Source organism: uncultured Bradyrhizobium sp., from assembly GCF_936943645.1.
Lineage (GTDB): Bacteria > Pseudomonadota > Alphaproteobacteria > Rhizobiales > Xanthobacteraceae > Bradyrhizobium.
In genome coordinates this window covers 52,763-69,867 of record NZ_CAKZJO010000054.1, presented here as the reverse complement: position 1 = coordinate 69,867, position 17,105 = coordinate 52,763, and the positions used below count along the sequence as shown (strand labels likewise).

17 protein-coding genes are annotated in these 17,105 nt (G+C 59.4%); 7 read left to right on the top strand and 10 right to left on the bottom strand.

The features are described 5' to 3' along the window. Positions 1–25: 25 nt before the first annotated feature. Entirely contained in the window at positions 26–1,336 is a 1,311-nt protein-coding gene (locus tag Q0743_RS13655) for a tyrosine-type recombinase/integrase (RefSeq protein ID WP_298242060.1), read from the top strand. A 216-nt stretch (positions 1,337–1,552) separates the two neighbouring features. On the opposite strand, the gene Q0743_RS13650 is transcribed toward Q0743_RS13655, so the two are convergent. Further along, positions 1,553–2,041, bottom strand: a complete 489-nt coding sequence (locus Q0743_RS13650) for a hypothetical protein (RefSeq protein WP_298242059.1) — start codon at positions 2,039–2,041, stop codon at positions 1,553–1,555. A 203-nt stretch (positions 2,042–2,244) separates the two neighbouring features. Here Q0743_RS13650 and Q0743_RS13645 point away from each other — a divergent pair, with 203 nt between their 5' ends. After that, complete coding sequence (locus Q0743_RS13645) at positions 2,245–2,958, top strand: hypothetical protein (protein ID WP_298242058.1); 714 nt, start codon at positions 2,245–2,247, stop codon at positions 2,956–2,958. A gap of 329 nt (positions 2,959–3,287) precedes the next feature. On the opposite strand, the gene Q0743_RS13640 is transcribed toward Q0743_RS13645, so the two are convergent. The 5 genes from Q0743_RS13640 to Q0743_RS13620 all read right to left on the bottom strand — a co-directional run bounded on the left by Q0743_RS13640 (position 3,288) and on the right by Q0743_RS13620 (position 5,285). Continuing rightward, positions 3,288–3,650 (bottom strand): hypothetical protein, encoded by a 363-nt coding sequence (locus Q0743_RS13640; protein ID WP_298242057.1) that lies wholly within the window; start codon positions 3,648–3,650, stop codon positions 3,288–3,290. Beyond that, positions 3,647–3,838 carry a hypothetical protein gene (locus Q0743_RS13635; protein ID WP_298242056.1) on the bottom strand — a complete coding sequence of 64 codons (192 nt, stop codon included), beginning with the start codon at positions 3,836–3,838 and terminating at the stop codon, positions 3,647–3,649. Before Q0743_RS13635 ends, Q0743_RS13640 begins: the two co-directional genes overlap by 4 nt. A gap of 201 nt (positions 3,839–4,039) precedes the next feature. Beyond that, positions 4,040–4,699, bottom strand: a complete 660-nt coding sequence (locus Q0743_RS13630; protein WP_298242055.1) for a hypothetical protein — start codon at positions 4,697–4,699, stop codon at positions 4,040–4,042. Further along, positions 4,696–4,914, bottom strand: a complete 219-nt coding sequence (locus Q0743_RS13625) for a hypothetical protein (protein ID WP_298242054.1) — start codon at positions 4,912–4,914, stop codon at positions 4,696–4,698. Before Q0743_RS13625 ends, Q0743_RS13630 begins: the two co-directional genes overlap by 4 nt. A gap of 11 nt (positions 4,915–4,925) precedes the next feature. Further along, positions 4,926–5,285 (bottom strand): DUF2958 domain-containing protein, encoded by a 360-nt coding sequence (locus Q0743_RS13620; RefSeq protein WP_298242053.1) that lies wholly within the window; start codon positions 5,283–5,285, stop codon positions 4,926–4,928. A 456-nt stretch (positions 5,286–5,741) separates the two neighbouring features. Here Q0743_RS13620 and Q0743_RS13615 point away from each other — a divergent pair, with 456 nt between their 5' ends. Continuing rightward, a complete protein-coding gene (locus Q0743_RS13615; RefSeq protein ID WP_298242052.1) occupies positions 5,742–5,960 on the top strand; it encodes a hypothetical protein in 219 nt (72 codons plus the stop codon). Between the two features lie 14 nt (positions 5,961–5,974). Here Q0743_RS13615 and Q0743_RS13610 read toward each other — a convergent pair whose 3' ends face one another. The 3 genes from Q0743_RS13610 to Q0743_RS13600 all read right to left on the bottom strand — a co-directional run bounded on the left by Q0743_RS13610 (position 5,975) and on the right by Q0743_RS13600 (position 8,088). Continuing rightward, positions 5,975–6,442, bottom strand: coding sequence for a TspO/MBR family protein (locus Q0743_RS13610; protein ID WP_298242051.1), 468 nt, complete (start codon positions 6,440–6,442; stop codon positions 5,975–5,977). Between the two features lie 182 nt (positions 6,443–6,624). Further along, positions 6,625–7,062: a hypothetical protein gene (locus Q0743_RS13605; RefSeq protein WP_298242050.1), complete on the bottom strand. Its 438-nt coding sequence runs from the start codon at positions 7,060–7,062 to the stop codon at positions 6,625–6,627. Between the two features lie 123 nt (positions 7,063–7,185). Then, complete coding sequence (locus Q0743_RS13600; RefSeq protein WP_298242049.1) at positions 7,186–8,088, bottom strand: zincin-like metallopeptidase domain-containing protein; 903 nt, start codon at positions 8,086–8,088, stop codon at positions 7,186–7,188. A gap of 318 nt (positions 8,089–8,406) precedes the next feature. Between Q0743_RS13600 and Q0743_RS13595 the strand changes: the two genes are divergently transcribed. Both Q0743_RS13595 and Q0743_RS13590 read left to right on the top strand, forming a co-directional pair. Further along, positions 8,407–9,417: a hypothetical protein gene (locus Q0743_RS13595; RefSeq protein WP_298242048.1), complete on the top strand. Its 1,011-nt coding sequence runs from the start codon at positions 8,407–8,409 to the stop codon at positions 9,415–9,417. 163 nt (positions 9,418–9,580) lie between these two features. Then, complete coding sequence (locus Q0743_RS13590) at positions 9,581–10,567, top strand: hypothetical protein (RefSeq protein ID WP_298242047.1); 987 nt, start codon at positions 9,581–9,583, stop codon at positions 10,565–10,567. Here Q0743_RS13590 and Q0743_RS13585 read toward each other — a convergent pair. Continuing rightward, positions 10,549–11,061: a hypothetical protein gene (locus Q0743_RS13585; protein ID WP_298242046.1), complete on the bottom strand. Its 513-nt coding sequence runs from the start codon at positions 11,059–11,061 to the stop codon at positions 10,549–10,551. The two genes, Q0743_RS13590 and Q0743_RS13585, sit on opposite strands and share 19 nt — an antisense overlap. A gap of 444 nt (positions 11,062–11,505) precedes the next feature. Between Q0743_RS13585 and Q0743_RS13580 the strand changes: the two genes are divergently transcribed. Together Q0743_RS13580 and Q0743_RS13575 are read left to right on the top strand one after the other, a co-directional pair. Then, complete coding sequence (locus Q0743_RS13580; RefSeq protein ID WP_298242045.1) at positions 11,506–12,585, top strand: hypothetical protein; 1,080 nt, start codon at positions 11,506–11,508, stop codon at positions 12,583–12,585. 438 nt (positions 12,586–13,023) lie between these two features. Next, positions 13,024–17,040: a hypothetical protein gene (locus Q0743_RS13575; RefSeq protein WP_298242044.1), complete on the top strand. Its 4,017-nt coding sequence runs from the start codon at positions 13,024–13,026 to the stop codon at positions 17,038–17,040. Positions 17,041–17,105: the final 65 nt, after the last annotated feature.

Sequence of the window (17,105 nt, the reverse complement as noted above, 5' to 3'; positions counted from 1 at the left end):
CAAAACGTCCAACACGGTCGCCCAAATGCCCGATTTTCTCACCCGCCGCCACAACACCTGGCACTTCGTCCGCCGCGTGCCGATTGAGTACGCTGCCCTTGATCCACGCCGCATAATCAAGCACTCGACAAAGGTCCGAATAGCCGAGGATCGTGCCGGTCGACGGGCGACGCGCGTGGCGATGAAGCTCAATGAAGAGCTGGAGGCTTACTGGCGCACCCTGTCCGAAGGGAAGTCCAAATCCAAGTCCGACGCCTATGACGAGGCCAAGCGCCGAGCCCGCGCCTTGGGCCTCGATTTCCTCGACAACTCTCAGATCGTCGTGATGCCGCTCGCCGGCCAGGTCGAGCGGGTCGAAACCCTCGTCGGCAAAGGAGGCATGAAAGACGACGGCGTAACCGCGGCCGTCCTTGGAACTCAACAGCGTCCGGTGCTGATGCTCTCGGAGATATTCAGGGAATACGAAGCGGTCACCAAGGACGAGGTGCAAGACTACTCTCCACACCAACTGCGCATATGGCGGAACGCGCGCGATCGCGCGGTCAAGCGTTTCGTCGACCTCATCGGAGACAAACCCGTCACCCAGCTCACGGACGAAGACGCCATGACCTATACTGATGATTGGCGTGATCGGGTCGTTGCCGGCGAAGTGACGGCCAAGACCGCGAACAGGGATATTGGTCAGCTCAGCGGCATGCTGAAAACACTTAACAGGCGGCGCCGGCTCAAGCTGCGGAACCTGTTTGAGGGTCTGAAACTGCGCAACGAGATCGAGCGATCCCGTAAACCATTCGACCCGGAATTCATTCAAAAGAAGCTGCTCGCCACAGGCGCGCTGGACGAACTCAATGAGGACGCCCGCCACATCTTCTACATCATGGTCGAGACCGGCCTACGCCTGTCGGAGATCGCCAACCTTCGCGCGAAGACTATTCATCTCGATGCCAAAATTCCGTACGTCAGCGTGGAGGCAGACGAACGCAGGCTGAAGACCAAGGATTCACAACGCGAGATACCGTTGGTCGGTGTTGCGCTGATGGCGATGCGAAAGCATCCGGATGGCTTTCGGAGATACCGCGACAACACGTCTAGCCTTTCAGCTAATGTCAACAAATACCTCAAGAACCATGGCTTGCGTCCTAGTCCGCAGAATACGGTCTACTCATTGCGACACAGCTTCAAGGATCGTCTCGTCGCAGCGGAAGTGCAGGATAGCATGATCGATGCGCTGATGGGTCACAAGCCGCGTGGTTCTAAATATGGTGACGGGCCCACGCTATCGCTCAAGCTCAAGGTGTTGGAGCAAATCGCTTTCAAGCCGCCTTCGCGGGTATAGGCCAGCAGTCGCTTCCTCGCTCGGGACTTGGTGTCTTCTTTTTTCTTGAGCTCTTCTAGATTCCGCTCAAGGCTTTCGTAGAGCGGAAGATGCACGTCACCGTCGCGTTCAATCAAAAAAGCAAGCACGAGCAACGCGCGCTCGGCGCGTTCTATCATAGAGAGTTGCTCGTGCTCGCGTTCTGACATGGTGGGTGTCGGGACAGATCGACAGAACTCAGGATGGGTCTGCGGGTGGTTGACGCAGGCGGCGCGACCTTTGATTGCGGCGACGTCTCGGAGTGATCTGAGCCGTCTCGCCGTCTGCGTCGGCGGTCTGGCCTCGCACTACCAATGCAAGCAGCGGCTCTGGCGCGGTCAGCATAAGCTTGCTCTGGTTGTTTCCCTCATCGTCGTTCCAGGCCATCCGACTGAGAAACTGCTTGCTTGGTTTGAAGCTCTCCGTTGGCGCGAAGAGCTCGACCCGGAAGGCGATGTTTGGATTGACACCGACCCGGTCAGCCTCGATCCACCGGAAGCCATGGGCCTTCGTTAGATCCTCCGGTGTTTCTTCGGACAAGACGCTTACGCGGTCGCGCAGGACGATCCGGGTCTTGAATTCTTTCTGCGTATTGAGTGGTTCGCCCGATGATGGTGCAAAGGGTTCGAACAATGTGATGCGCTCGATGGGCAGTAGGTGCTTCGAGACGCGAACGACGTTTTCCATGCTTGGCCTCCTTGAGTGATATCCGCAATCACACCTCGGCGAAGGCATCGCGAGCAACTGAACGCTTTCTTGCAAAAGTTTTTTCTGATGAAGAATGTCGATGCCGGCGACGATGTTGCTTTTGCAAAGCTGAGTAATTGCCGTAGGCTGTAAGAGAGAAAGTGTTTCGGCGAGAAGTCGCTTACAGAGATCGAGGTGCGTGCGTGGCAAAGCCAGCAACGTCGGGCCGATCAACTGACGCGTTCGCTGCTGATGTGCGGACGGTCTATGAGGCGCTCATTGCGAGCCGTAACCGGCTTGCCGATCTTCCGCCGCTGACGACACAGGACCTTGAAGACGTCGCCCTGGCCATGAACGAACTTGTCTGGCTGGTGATGACGCCGCCGGGCAGGGCAAAGCCAGCTCTTGATGTCGGCGGTTCGGTGCTCGCCAACCTCACGGAAGCTGCCCGGGATCGTGACCTCGATCTCTATGCCACGACGGTCGCGGTCGTTGCCCGGAAGCTCGGTCAGAGGAGCCGGTCCGGACCCTTGAAGGTGGACCAGCTGGCCGTCGTCGGAGAAGCGCTCGACGCCCTGACCTTTGACTTTGCGGAGCCCAAGAAGGCGACCCTCTCGGCGCTCCGCGAACTCCGATCCGACCTCGATGCCCGCATCGCCTACGTCACTGCCTTTCGGGAGAAGGGTTACCGGTTTCAGGCGAGGCCGGAACTATACGCCGACCGCAAGGACAAGTCGGAGGGACCGGACCGCTTCTTCCGGCGGGTGTACGGCGACCACGCCCGGCGGGGCCTGACCCAGGCGGATGTCAGGGGCGTTGACCCGGCCTACTACAACGTCCTCCACGTCTGGTGTACTCGCCACAAGCGGAAGCTTTCAACGTTCCTCGCGCCCAGCCGGCGGTCGCGAGGCCGTTGAGGCGGCGGCGCGAAACGGCCCGAAATCGAGCCCAAACCCCCGGTTTTCCCAAACCCATAAGTGCGCCTACCCGGATTTTTCCCAATCCATCCCGGATTGGCCGTTTTCCCCCGCGCCGCCGCTCCCCCCCGCTTTCACCCGCCGCTATTCCGCCTGCTGCCACCCTGATGGTTTGCCGTTTTGCGGTGTCCGTTCACCGGATCGTGGCGCTTGTGAGCTTTGACCCCGGACGGTTGTTGCGCGAGGCAGGAATGGCCAGCCCCGCCTTGGTGAGCGGGCACAAAAAAACCCGCGACGTTGCCGCCGCGGGGTTGAGGTGGGTGGCGGTATCAGGCCGCCATCTGGTCCAGCGGATAGGGCTGGAACTGCATGTCGTCGGTGACCGCGATGAACAGCGGCTTGAACGTCATGTGCTCGCCTTCGCCTTCGCTGAGGGCGATCAGCGAGCAGGACTTGCCGTCCTTCAGGCAATTGATGAGGACGAAGGGTTCGCCGGTCTCGCTGGCGTGCTTGACGCCGCGGAAGGCCTCCACGACCCACGGCTCGAACGGCTTGGCGGACCCGTCGGCTTCGACCGGAACGAGGACGCTATGCGCCTTGATCGCCGGCCTATCGCCACGCCTTGAGGTTGGCCGGTTGAGGAACCGGCAGGTTGCTTCCATCTGGCGGAGGAGGTCGTGCAGCGAGATCATGACGCGTCTCCGTCGCTTTCAGATGGCGGCAGAAGCACGAGCCTGCCGGTGGTCGGCAGTGCATCGAGCTCGATCGACAAGCCGCCGTCGCGATGATGCGACCAAGCGGCGCCGATGCGCGTCCAGACCGCTTTTTGCTGCCCGTCGCGCTGACGCACGGCATAGGCGATGAGTGTTGGTTTCTTCATGAGAGTTTCCTTTTCGGTTTGCGCCGCGCAGGGATTGCGTGGCGACTGAAAGTCGATTGGCCGGGGCGCGCCCTTAAGGCGGGCTCAAGGCTGGCGTCAGCCACCCGCGCCAGCGGGTTGCCTTGAACCCGCCTTAGCGCTCCGGCACGATCTTTCAGTGCAGCCACGCCCGAACGCCGCCGCGAACCGAAAAGGAAACGATCATGTCGAGCCCCGCGCAGGTCCTGACCGCGCACGGCGTGACATGCGGTACTCGGGCTTGATTGCGACGAGCTTGCCTTTCATCGCGCGCTTGATGTGCTGCTCCACGACCGCGCGCGCAAACGCATCGGGCGTGAGGCCAGGCACAAGATCGCCGCCAAGCCCGAGAAAACTCCTGTAGCCGGTCTCGCTGATGAAGGGCTCGTCGCGGCGAACGGCATGCGCGAACAGACCCGGCCAGACGCAACAGCTTCCCGCGATCCCGTACAGGCCCTCCATGTCGATCCGCACGCGCGTGGTACCGATGGTGATCTCGAAGGAGCCGCTTTGTCCCCAGAGCGGGACAGTGTCTTTCGGGGCGCGCGTCAGCCGGTCGAGCATGCAGCCGGATGAATCAACATCGGCAAGGTAGCCGTACTCAAAACCGTTGAGCTTGAGCGCGAGAAGCTCCGCTTCGTCCTTGATGGCGGTAATGGATGCCAGATCAGCCGCCAGCATCGCAGCATGATGCCGCTTGAGCAGGCCCCGGAAGAACGGCACGCCTTCATGCATTGATGTGGGAAGATGGGCGGCCTTTCTCTCAAGCGTGCGGACGCTGTTGGCTTCGTCGGTTTTGACGAGCAAGGCTTCGAAGTCGAGCTGTGCGGACGCGCGCTTCATGTCTGCTCTCCCGCCCGTTCGAACAGGCGCACCGTGCCGACAAGGCCGCAGCCGGTGCAGATGGCAGGGCTTTGCGGGCAGAACTCGTGGTCACCGTTGGTGGCAAGATCGGTATCGGTGCCGTCTTCGGTCACGCGGGCCCAGACATGCATCGCAATTTCAATGCGGTCATCTGCCCCGCATTTGGGGCAGATGAGATCGAAGAAATTAGACATGGCGCCTCCTTCTACGTGACAATTTGCTGATGGATGCGTGCCAGTTCGGCGTATTCGGAGAGCGTCTTGTCCGGGTCGAAATGCAGATCGCGCTCGATGCCGATGCTGAGGGGCCCTGTGTATTCTTCAAGCTCGGAAATCCGCACTGGCCCTAGTTCTGGCGATCCCATGCCGAGATCGCAGAGGCCGAATGCGATGTCATTGTCTTCGGGATCAAGTTCGGTGAGCAGCCACGTTGCCGCGCCGCACGGGTTGAAGAGCTTGACCACCGGCTTGTAATCGACGGTGTCTTGATCCTTGGCGGACAGCTCCCAGTTCGTGCGCCCGTTCTCAAGCATGATGCGCTTGAGCTCTTCAGGAATGAGGGACATGGTTTTTCCTTTCGTCTATGGTTTTGAGCGCGAGCAAGGCCGCGCTTAAAACCATGGACAGCCCCTTGCGGAGGAACGCCGCACGGGCTCAAGCCTTCGCGGGGGTGGGTCCGCACGAGGGGCCCCATTCGAAAGAAACAAAAAAACAAGCATGGGGATGCGTGTGGATGCCCTCGCGAACTTCAGCGAAGGGCTTGAACCCGTGCGGGGTTTCCCGCTTGTTTCATCGAAGCACACCAGCGCAACAGGCGAGGATCGATACCCGAAGGGCCGAGACGCCAAAGGCGGCTCGGTGAGCGAAGCGAAGAGAGCCGTGCGGCCCGAGGACTTCGGCCGAGGGCTGTCGCCCCCTTAAAAGAAACCATCAAACCGCAAAGGCATTATAGATCGAATAGACCCTTGATCCTGAGGGCGCGCAGGTTTGCGGGATCGCGGAATGGAATGAAGGAGAGAATGATGGCGGTTGTGTTTATCGAGCCAAGGCCCAAGGGGAAGCCTGAGGGCAGTAAGATCGAGGACTACGTGGTCGAGGATCACGCCGACCATGCGCTTGGTACGTTCCCGACGCAGGAAGCAGCGATCAAATGGTCGCGGGAGCACGGGCACACGCCGCATGTGGCGCGGGTCCGGCACCTCAACGACAAGAAGAAACCTGATCAGTGGCGTACGGCTTAGCGGGCCGGCTGCAATCAGCCACCCGGTCCATTGAGCTGGAGGATCGCCGAGTTCAGTGTCAGCGCGAACGTGATCCATGCAGCGTAAGGGACAAATAGCAGGGCCGCGAGGCGGTCGCGGCGAAGCCCCACTCCGATGAATGCCAGGATGCAAACAAGCATCAGCGCGATGATGATGAGCGCTGCGCGAATCGCGTGCAGCGAGAAGAAGGTCGGCGACCAGAGAAAATTGAGGACGAGCTGCGCGATCCAGACTACGGCCATCCGGTCGTTCCAGCCATTCCGCGTCACGCGCCATCCTGCAATCGCGATCACGATATAAAGGACCGTCCAGGCCGGGCCGAATACCCAGTTCGGCGGATTGAAGGACGGCTTGGCGAGAGCTGCGTACCACGGCCCCGGAATATTGAGCACGCCAATGAGAAGACCGCCGCCGACGGTGACAATAAGAAACAGGACAAGACGAAGAGTGTTGCGGTTCACGCGTGATGGCTTTCCGGGACAAGCAGCTTTGGTAAGGATGACTCTACGGTAAGTCACATCAAGCGGCGATGGTTTCCTGAAGCGGCGGCCGCGCGTCCCGTTTCCGGTTCATCGGGTTCAGGAGCTGCCTCGCTACCCGCGCATCGCATACTCGGACCGTCGATATCCTGACCGTTAGCGCATCAAGACATTTTAGGGTCACGGCACTTCAGAAACTTGTCCGTGGTCTCAGGAATCGTGCCGGGCTTTGGCTGCTTCCTGAAGGCATCATCGGGCGGGCTCGCTTGGCCGGTTTCAAGATTTTGCTGACCGGCAGTGAGCGCGTCTATAACGGTCTTCTCCCCGCTTTCCGAGATCTGAAACTGCTTGCGCTCGGTCGGCTTTTCCTTGTCGTCGCTCTGGTGAGCATCCGCCGCCCAGACCCAGACGCGCTTGCCATTCTCGGCCTCGTACTCGAAGGTGGTGCCGTCAATCTGCGGCACGCCGGGACGCGGGAGCGCGTCGCGTTCTCCTACGTATGTTCCGGCCTTGATCTTCGGCAGCAGATCGCCCACCCCGGAGTTGGAAGCGGCCTCAACGAGGCATTCGTATTTCGATCTTGGCTTGTCGTCGTCCGGCATAAAGTCCGATCAGGCTGAAGACCGCTAATATAAAGCAAAGGCTTGAAAGCGCCGTTAATCCGCGCTTTTTCAAGCAAAACAACGTATTAGCAGGCGCCCTTGATCATGAATCGTGGGGCGGCCTTAGCCTCCGCCCTGGAGGCCGTGCAGGTAATCCGCGGCCCGCTGGGCATGCGCCGCAGCGGTGAAGATCGCGCGCTTGTCGTGCAGCAGCACTTCCAGCCAGGTGTCGATATACGAGGCATGATTGGGCATCACCTCCGGCGTCAGCTCCAGAGCCGAGCAGAGGAAAGCCGCACCGAGCTCCGCAACGAGCTCTTCCATCGCATAGCCTTCATCGCCGAAGCGCTTGCGGTCGAAGGTCCGGTCGAGCCGGGATTTGTGCGACGTCCAGTGCACCGTCTCGTGTGCGCGCGTCGCATAATAGCTGAGAGCATCGCGGAATATTTCGAAGGGCGGCATCTGGATATAATCGTCTCCGCCTGCGTAGTAGGCCTTATCACCACCGTGCCGGACCTCGGCCTTCACCGCATCAAGAAAGCTCTCGGCCTTCGCAATGCGTTCCGGAGCCTCGGGCAGGGCGGTTGCCTGCGGCCGGTATTGCTCCGGCAGGCCATCGATCTGGTCGGCATTGAACACGACGTAGCCACGCAGGTAGTGGATCTCGCGTGGGTCATCCTCGCCGCCTTCGCCTTCCGAAGGCTTGTTCAGAGTGCCAGCATAGACGACAAGCTCGCCCGTCTCGCCTCGTCTCACCTGTCCGCCCAGCTCATGAGCCTGGCGGTACGTCATCCAGCTTGGCGATGAATAGCCACGCCCGACCGAAGCCATCCAGAGCGCAATCACGTTGATGCCTTTGTAGGGCAAGCCGTTGTGACGCAGGGGCATCTGCACGCGGCCGTTAAGATGCGATGCATGCCAGGGCTTGATCCATGGCAGCACACCGCGCTCCAGCTCGGCCACGATCTGGTTCGTGACGCGTGCATAGATGTCGCGGCGCGGCGTTGAGGAATTTTCGGGATTCATGGGCTGTCCTTCCGTTGAAGTCCGCACGCCAATCGTGCGGATCGTGGTTCGGAAAGCCGGAGCGGATTGGCGGGGCTGTCGGGACTGCGTCTTCGCACCGCCGGAGGCGGCGCGAGCTGCACAAGCCGCCGGCACAGCCGGCGCGCGCGGAAGCGAGCGGTCTCGACAGCACCGGCCCGCTCTGGCCCGCTCCCACGATTGATCGCACGATGTGCGGGCTGCAAGGTTTGACAGCCCATCCCGAATGAACCGCCGGGCAAGCAACTCTGCTCGATCCGGGGCTTGCGAAAGCTTCATCGGGTGCTGTCTAGTGCGCCCATGGCACCCAAACCTCCACCCGGCTGGATCAGCGACGGCGAGAAGTACGCGCTTCTCGGCCTGAACATAAAGGTCACGGACCCTAAGGTCGGGCACCTCGATCTTGAGCCCAATTTCCAGATCATCGGCGGCGCGGACTTCAAGGTGCCGGATGAATGGCGCGAATGGCTGGGAAGCATCCGCGTCGAGGAAGTCGAAGCCTGCGATCTCTTCATCGCCTGCAAGCTTCGCTCGGCGACGCCCGACATTCTGGACGGCGAGAATATCCTGCTCGCCAACCGGCTATGGGCCTTCTACCGGGGCCTGCTCCTCAGCAGCACCTTCGCAACCGCCCACAAGCCGGTCATCCTGACAGGATCATGCCGCGATGGCGAAGTGGGCTTGAGGCAACAGCAGGATCTCGACCCTCCGGTCCCGAACGACTTCCGTCCATACCCCGATGTCACGGCGGAGCAGTTCGAGGCGGCGGCGGCGACCGCCGGGCAATATGAGCGGATGTTGGCCACACGGCAGGGCAGCAATCGCTGGCGCTTCAATCGCGTGCTTCACCTCTACTGCCATACGCGGACAGAAGCGGACCTCCTTAAGCGTATCCACCAGTACGCCCGCTGCATCGACGGCTTCGTCACCACGGGCCCCGGCCAGGGCCGGAAGGATTTCAGGAGCCGCACGCAGCTATTCATCGGTCCGCGCCATCAGGACCTCATGGGTGAGATTTACGACGTGCGCAGCTCGGTCGAGCACCTGCATGAGGACCGCTATCTCGATCCGCTGACGCGGCCTACACAGGTCAACCTCACCAAGAAGGAAGCCATCATCGAGCACATCGCCCGCACGACGCTCGCCCGCATCGTACTGAACGATCGCCTCTGGCCGTACTTCACGAGCAAGACCGCTCTCGGCGACTTCTGGAATAAACCGGCCGATGAGCGTCAGGCGATCTGGGGACAGCCGATTGATCCCATGGATGCTCTGGCGGAGTTTGACGAGCGATATTTGCCGGATCTCTGAAGGGCGGCGCCGGTAGTTCGAGCCAGGAAGCACCGCCAACCAGCTTTTTGTGCCAATTAACAAAGGAAAATATGCGTATTTCTGGTTGCAAGACAGAAAGTTACGTGTAGAACCGACAAAAAGACGTTTTTTCGCGTTCCTTTGGGGGAGGAAAACGCTTTTCATGAAGGCATTTTTTGTTGCGGCCTGGAGGCTCCTATCGCGTCGAATGACGCTAACCCTCGGCCTGGCGACGGTGATCGCGGCAGGGGCCATTGTGTATTACGACTACACGCACCCAGGCTCCGAATCCCACGAGCGGGATCACATCATCCTGGTGGCCATTCTCACCCTTGTACTCCCGATCGCCGTCGCGATTGTGATTCTCTGCGACACAGCGGCGGACTGGCTTAGAGAGTCCCCCGAACCCTTTGCCAAGCGGATCACGGATGAAGTCGGAAAAGCAGTCTGGGCGGACAGCGCTTCCTCCGATTCCTTCGCGCGAAGCATCGCGCGGGAGACCGTATCGCTTCTTCCGTCTAACTTCGAGATAAAGAAATTCGGGAATGCGGTGGAGTTTGCGGAATTCCGATTGCGGCTTGTCTCCGACCTTCAAAGCGCGAGCCTCCTTGATCCGATCTATTGCACGTCGCACCTGAACCTGTTCGCGAAACCGGACGGCGGATCGCAGCCGACGCGGGACCGGGTTGCTCAGATCAATCGGCCATTCTTCGAAAGGCTTTCGGAGCTTGCGCTTGAAGGTAGGCGCGGTGGATTGCGCTTGATCTTGCAGTACACCGACGACGAAGTGGATCTCTTGGAAAAGGAGCTAACGGACCGCCTGGCAATTTTCTGGAAGATCGCGCGGGAGCGCGAGAAACTGGACTGGGCTGATCGCGAGTTCGACGTGACGCGCATGGTGGCGACCATGTCGAAGGACTACTTCGTGATCGGCGATCACATCTTCAAGACGATTCGAAAGACAGAGCGATCCAGGCAGGCGGCGTCGCATATGTATATACGCAACGCAGATATTGCAGCTTCCTATCGCGAGTGGATGGAAGACTTATTCTACTACGGCCATCAGGGTGGGAAGAATCCATCGACCGATAAATACGGGATTGCCGCGCTTTTTGAGAAGATCAAGCAGTCTCAGAGCGCCGGCAAGTAACCTTGCTCCAGCTCGCGCCGCGCCTTGCGATAGTTCGGGTTCGGCCGCATCATAAAAAGGATTTCAGGGTGTTCGATCACATAGCCGATGTCTTCTGAGCGGCCAGTGATCTTACCAATCATCGCGGCGCGGTCATCCCTTGGGACGGACAGGAACAGCCGGAGCCCGAAATCGTCCGGATCAATGTAGGCAAAGCGATTGGGGGTGTAGTGAAGGTCGAGCCTGTCGATCGCTGCTGGCACATCATAAAAATCGGAATTGAAGAAGGCTGCCAGAGCCGATGGCAAATTGATGCCGTGGCGGAACTTGATCGCCAGCGCATCGAGGTTGGTATCGAGCGGGTGAGGCCCAACGGAAAGATCGCTCCCGGCGACGCCGAACGTCGTCGCGAGAACGTGAATTTCACGGTCATCGAGGGGCGCGCTGGCGCGCTGCTCGGCGGTGATGGTAACTTCCGGAGGGGTCATGGCGGCGTTGCGTGAGACCGAAACCATTTCGGCGAACTCCGGGAAGTTTGAGGGAAACTCGCTCCGAAAGCGTCAAAAACAATGGTTAACGATAGCTGATTCAACTCAGGGTTTGGAACTCGGTTCAGGGAAGCCAGTGGCGAATTGGCCGGGAGTGTTGCTTCGGGGTCACAGAACCAGGCTTCGCAGATAATGCGGGCCTCAAGGCGGCGCCAGACGGCCGCCAGGATGAACTTCCTGTGAAATTCAGGATAGCACGTTAAAAATGCATTCTCGGCGAGTGGAGCAAAATAGTCGTGGCTCATTTTGGTCGATGTTTGCTGACGCTTGGTTCAACGTACGGGATGGCATGACCATCGGGATCATGTATCCCGCAAGCTGCGGTTCGAGCTTCTCTCGAATTTCGCTTGGCGACTGTGAAGTAGGTCACCGAAGCGCGATGCCTCGCCGATTTGTTCGGGAGTGTCTAGGATGGAATTGAACGTCGAATTGTTGATCGAACTCGAGAGGAAACAGAAGCAGCGCGAGGTGGCAGCCCGCGAGATGCTTTGTCTCGACATAGCGGCCAGCGATGTTCCCTTGCCAGAGGAACTTGCCGCAGCGATCGAGCGTGTATTCATCACCGAGCTCGGTGACGTAATGCGGCATCATCGCGGTTATCCGCTCGCCGAGCGCCGTGACTCCTACCGTACGAGCCTTTCCATCCTTCAGCACTGCTTTGACGACCTGCAAGCGGCGATCGACAGCTTCCAGGCTTTCGCACTGTCCGATGGATGGGCCGCGCCAAATCATCGCGATCGGGCGGAAGAATTCGAGAAGATCATTCAAAAAGAGCTGTTCGCGACCGCGAACGCCGCGCTTTCATTGGTCGAGCATGCGCGCCGCGTGACAAAGCGGCACGCACTTCCCGACTACGCCGCCAAGCGTGCGGAAATCTTCGGCAACGACGGCTTGCATGAGTTTGTTACAGGGCTTCGTATCCTCCTGCACCATCTTCATATGGTCGAAGCCGGTTGGACCATCATCGGGGCTTCGAAGACCAAAAGCGCATCAGCAACGTTCATGCTGGATCGCGCCGAGCTGGAGCGCCTTATCGAAGAGCATCGGGACGGCTTCAAAGCGCAATACAAGCCGATGAAATCTTATGTGGAGGCGCAGCCGAAGAAGATCGATATCCGTAAAGTCTTTGCAGCCTATCGGGCTCGAACCGAACAGTTTCATGCGTGGATGACGGCTGAACTGGATGCGCCGAGCCTTGTTGCACTCCGCGACTACGATGCCTTGTATGTGCGCAAGAAGAAAGCCGACAAGCGCATGTCGTGGAATGCCTTGCTTGGCAACTGGCTGCGGAATTGGGAAGTGCCTCCGAATCCGCACAATCACCTGCACCGCTTTCTCACGCCGGGAGAGCTGTCCGAAGTGAATGCCTTGCCGCGCAATTCTCAGGTACAAGCCGACCGTGTTATCGCGTTCCTCGACCCCGAGGGAGCTGCCGACGATCGCTTGCGCGAGCAAGTATATGAGCTGTTCCGGCGAGCGCCCCAAGCATGACCGCGGCGGATGAAGGCCGATCAGCTTGGCCTGTATTGGCAAGCAGGTCAGACCCGCACCGCCAGAGCGAAGCGGCGGCGGGAAAGATGGCACCCGCTTTCGGGGCAGTGATAGCGACGCCGGCATGCAATGACGGCGGGACCCGATAGCGAGTGCTGTCGCGAGACCGGTCGTGCAGGCACCCGCGCGACGGGCAGTGATAGCGGTGCCGCGAAGCGGCAGCCCTTCGTGCGAGTGCCTCCGGCGAGCGACTCACGAACGATTTCGACGAGTGATGCCGAAGCTCAAATGCGTCTTAGCGAATTTTGGTTGAAACTCATCCCCTCTACAGCCAAAAGTACGGTCGTCACACTTTCGCAACGGCATTCGTGAAACTTGACTAAGGAACCAGAAGACCAAGGCCCCTTTACGCCCGGCACCGCGCGGGACAGCGCTCCCGTGGGAGATACCGCACGGCAGGCTGTAGCCTCGCTGAGAGGTTACGCCTACCAGATCGCGGTGGCCGCGCTCGCCTGGATCGACCTTGATGCATCGGCGGCGCTCTATTTGGAGGTTGCGGAGGATTACGCCACGGTTGCGGGCGATGCCCTCAAAGCGGTGCAGGTGAAGGACACGGCAGCTTCCGGCTCAGTCACGTTGAATACGGGGGCCGTGCGCGATGCCATCGCAGCTTTTGTTGATCTTAAATCGAAGAATCCCAGCCTTGATGTCCAACTGCATTATCTGACCACCTCCGCCATCGGGACGGAACAGAAGCTACAAGATCGCCCGGGAGGTGAAGCAGGCCTTGCTTATTGGCGGAAAGCGGCTGCGGGCGCCGAGATCGAGCCCTTACGGCGAGCCTTGACGGGTAGCAGCTTCGCGAAAGAGGTCGCGGGCTTTGTTGGCGGGCGAGACGATGAGGCTTTGCGCCACGAGTTAATTCAGAAGATTCACTGGGATTGTAGCCAGCCTGATTTAGGTGGCGTGTTGCGTGAGCTTGAAGAGCGCCTAATCGTTATTGGGCGCGAGAAATTTAGCCTGGCCTCGATGGTGGCGCGGCGTTTAGCAGACACGATACTGTATCGCGTTCTTCAAAAGAGCATCTTGCCAGAGATGTCGCAGCGCGTGTTGCGACGAGCAGACTTTTACGAGGTGGTAGACGCGGCAACACAGACAGTTGTGTCGCACCAAGTGGCGCAGGCGATTTTTCAAGCCGTGCCGGGGCTGTTGGACGTTGCTGGGGTGCATGGAGGTAAGGTTCCTATTTCAACGAGCGATACCGATTGGCTCGCTGCGTTGGGAGAGTTGCCGAAGCCAGCGGGGACAATTCCGCGACCCGAATTGTCAACGGCCGTTCGTCAAGCGTTGGCCTCGGCGGGCCACGCATTTCTCATCGGCGGCAGCGGCTTGGGCAAGTCGCTCGTCGCTCGCGACGTTGCGAGTGGAGAAAACTATGCCTTGCTCGATCTTCGGGAAGTCGCGCCGGATGAGGCGGCGCGTAGGCTCGATATGCTGCTTGGACGGCTTGGTGGCTTGGACGTCAAGGGCATCATCTTTGATGATTTGAACTGCCTTGAGAACACCTACGCCCGTGTCGCCTTTGGGCGCTGTTTGGAAGCTCTTCGGCGACGCGATCGCACCGCAATTGTTACGGCCTATCGCACCCCATCCCAAAAGACGCTCACCGAGCTTGGCTCCAGTGCAGTGGCGGTCTTAAACGTTCCTTATTTCTCGGAAGCGGATGCCGGCCGCATTGTTGAAGCCGCCGGTGGAAGCCCCGGGCAGTGGGGTGCAATAGCCTTCGCGGCGGGTGCACAAGGCCATCCTCAGTTGGTCCATGCATTTGTAATGGGTATGGCCGTCCGGGGTTGGCGCGCTGAGGAATTTCAAAAGATTGTCATCCAGGGATTCTCGTCGGACGACGTTGAAGCTGAACGAGAGGCGGCGCGGCGTGGTATGGCTATCGCACTCTCGGCGGAGGCCCGGGCGCTCCTGTACCGTCTCACGCTCGTGATCGGGCGGTTCACTCGCGATATTGCCCTCAGCTTAGGTTCGTTGGAGCCGCGTGTGCCCCATGCGGGCGAAGAACTCGACAGGTTGGTCGGACCATGGATTGAGGTCGTGGCTCCCGGGCAATACCGGGTCTCTCCCTTGGCCACGAATGCCGGGCAGGGAATGCTCACCGCCATCGAACAAACCGATGTTCACGCGCTGATTGTCGATCGATTGTTGGCGCGCAGGGTTATCGATCCCTTTGGCGCCAACATGATTCTAACACATGCCTTCATCGCAAGATCAGCGCATGGATTGATGGCGATGGCGCACGCGGTGCTTGAGGCGGACGAAAAGACGACAGAGTTGCTTGCAGAGCATTTCTTCATGCTCCCGATTCTGAGGACGGATCAACCAATTTTCGATGAGAACCGGGCGATTTCCGTGATGCTTCGACTTGCGCAATTCAAGCTTGCGGCGATCAAGGAGGATGGCCCGGCGATGAAGGCCTGCGCGATCGCACTGCAGAGCGAAATCGCAGCCGAAAGCGACGAGGAAATCAAGAATGCTCTGGAGTCCATGAGCCTCGGTATCGTGCTCAATACCATCGGGATTGCCGCGCACCTTCCGAATTGGTTTACGCTGTTGAGGCGCTTCAAGGTTCTTGCAGAGACCACTCCAGCCCTTGAGGAAGTGACCGAGAATTTCCATCGGAAGCACCGTGAGGACGGAAACCTATTTGGAAACCTGTTCAGTGTTGGCTCGGCAAGTCTTCCGACGGTCGAGCGTCTTCAGGAAATCATCGACGCTTTGGACGGTGTATCAAAGGAAGAACGGGCGTTTTGGCTATCAAGTTTCGAGCGCCCCGATCACGACGTCGCAATTTTGGTGAACGGTCCTTGGAGCAGGGAACAAAGCAGCGGCGCGTTCGACGCTAGAAGCGCTGCCGAACGTTTCAAGCATATGGCTGAACTGGCTCATGAATGGGGTATGCGTGACCTTGCCATCCAATGCGTCGTCGCGCGTGTTGTTATGCTCGATGAATACATGGACGACCTCGCAGGCGCGCATGCTGTGCTCGACGAAGGGAGCTCTCTTTTGGGCAGCGATGTCGTCCTTGAGCGGGCGCGCGCCAAGCTCTATTGGCGCCACAAGGATAACGCGCGTGCGGTCGAGATATTCCGGCGGATTGGCGACCGCATTGGACTGACAAGCGCCGTCGATCGAGCCTTCGTGATGCGCGAAGCGGCTATCAGCGCGGCCAATATCGGCGACTGGAAACAGGCAGAGGTATGGTTTGGCGAGGCACAGAAAGCGGCTGCAAAGCTTGACATGGACGGCATGCAGGCAATGGCCGTCGGCCTGATAGCCGATGGAGCGGTTGCCGCTTATGAGGCGGGCAATATCGATGATGCGCTCATGGGAATGTCAAAATGCCTGGATGAGCTTCGGAAGCTTGATCCGGATGCTAGCCGTCGAGCAGCGTACTGTCATCGGGTCGCGCGCCACACGGTATTGTGGCTCGACACTCAGACTGACGGTCGGGTCACATTGATCGATGGAAAACCCATCATGATGCTGCCGGGCTCGTGCAGCAATCCAGAGCCGCCTGCTTCGATTGTCGAGTTACCGTGTGGTCCTCTTGATCTTGCGTGGTACATGCTTGCCGAAGCCGAGATCTCATCAGGTCGGCAAATGGGAATCTCAGCATCGTTGCGATCAAAGCTGGAGCTTGGGCCGATTCTTTTCATGGAAATCACGATCGGCAATCGAAGGTTGGCGTACCACATTCGCAATGGCGATGCTGGCGGCTTTGCCAAACATCTGGAAGGCTATTTGGCTGGCCTTGCTGTCGTGGAGGCGGATGGCCCATCTTGGCGAGAGACATTTGATATCATGGCGCCGCCTCGCGGTGAGATTCCGGCTCTCAACAGGCCGTTCAGCGTCTCCGCCGAGGCGCAGGCTGCGGACGCCATCGTGGCGTTCGAGTTGGCGGCGTTTCTGACGGGGCGTTCTGACTCGGCCACGGAGCTTCAATCAGCGCTGCAAGCAACGTTTGGTACGTCGTTTCCTGGAAAAGCGGTGTTCGAGAAGCGCGACGGTAACCCAAACGGCACCCTCGATATGGTGGTGCTGAGTTCAATGAAGCAGCTCCGGACTGGAGAACACGTCGAGCCTAGGCGCATTTGGGAAATTGGCTTGCGCTTTTTCGAGCGCGCCCGCCAGTCCGGCTTCAAAGGTATCCTCGTTCCTCTCGTCGCCACGTGGATGCGGATACAGTGGGAAAGGATCGTTGAGCACGAGAGCTTTAGGCTCTCTCGTCCAATAATCAGCATACCGGATATTCGAAGCGTGCTGACCAAGCCGGGCAATGACGAGGCGTTTGCTGCCGCCTTGATATTGAGGACGGCAGAGGCCATCGGCTCGCCGCTCGCCGCAGCCTACATAGAGTTGCTCCGAGGGATCGCCGATCCAAAGTAGTCTTTGGTCTATTGGTCTTGATGATTTGGCGATGGACGGGGCAGTCGCTAGCCAGGGCCGGTGGG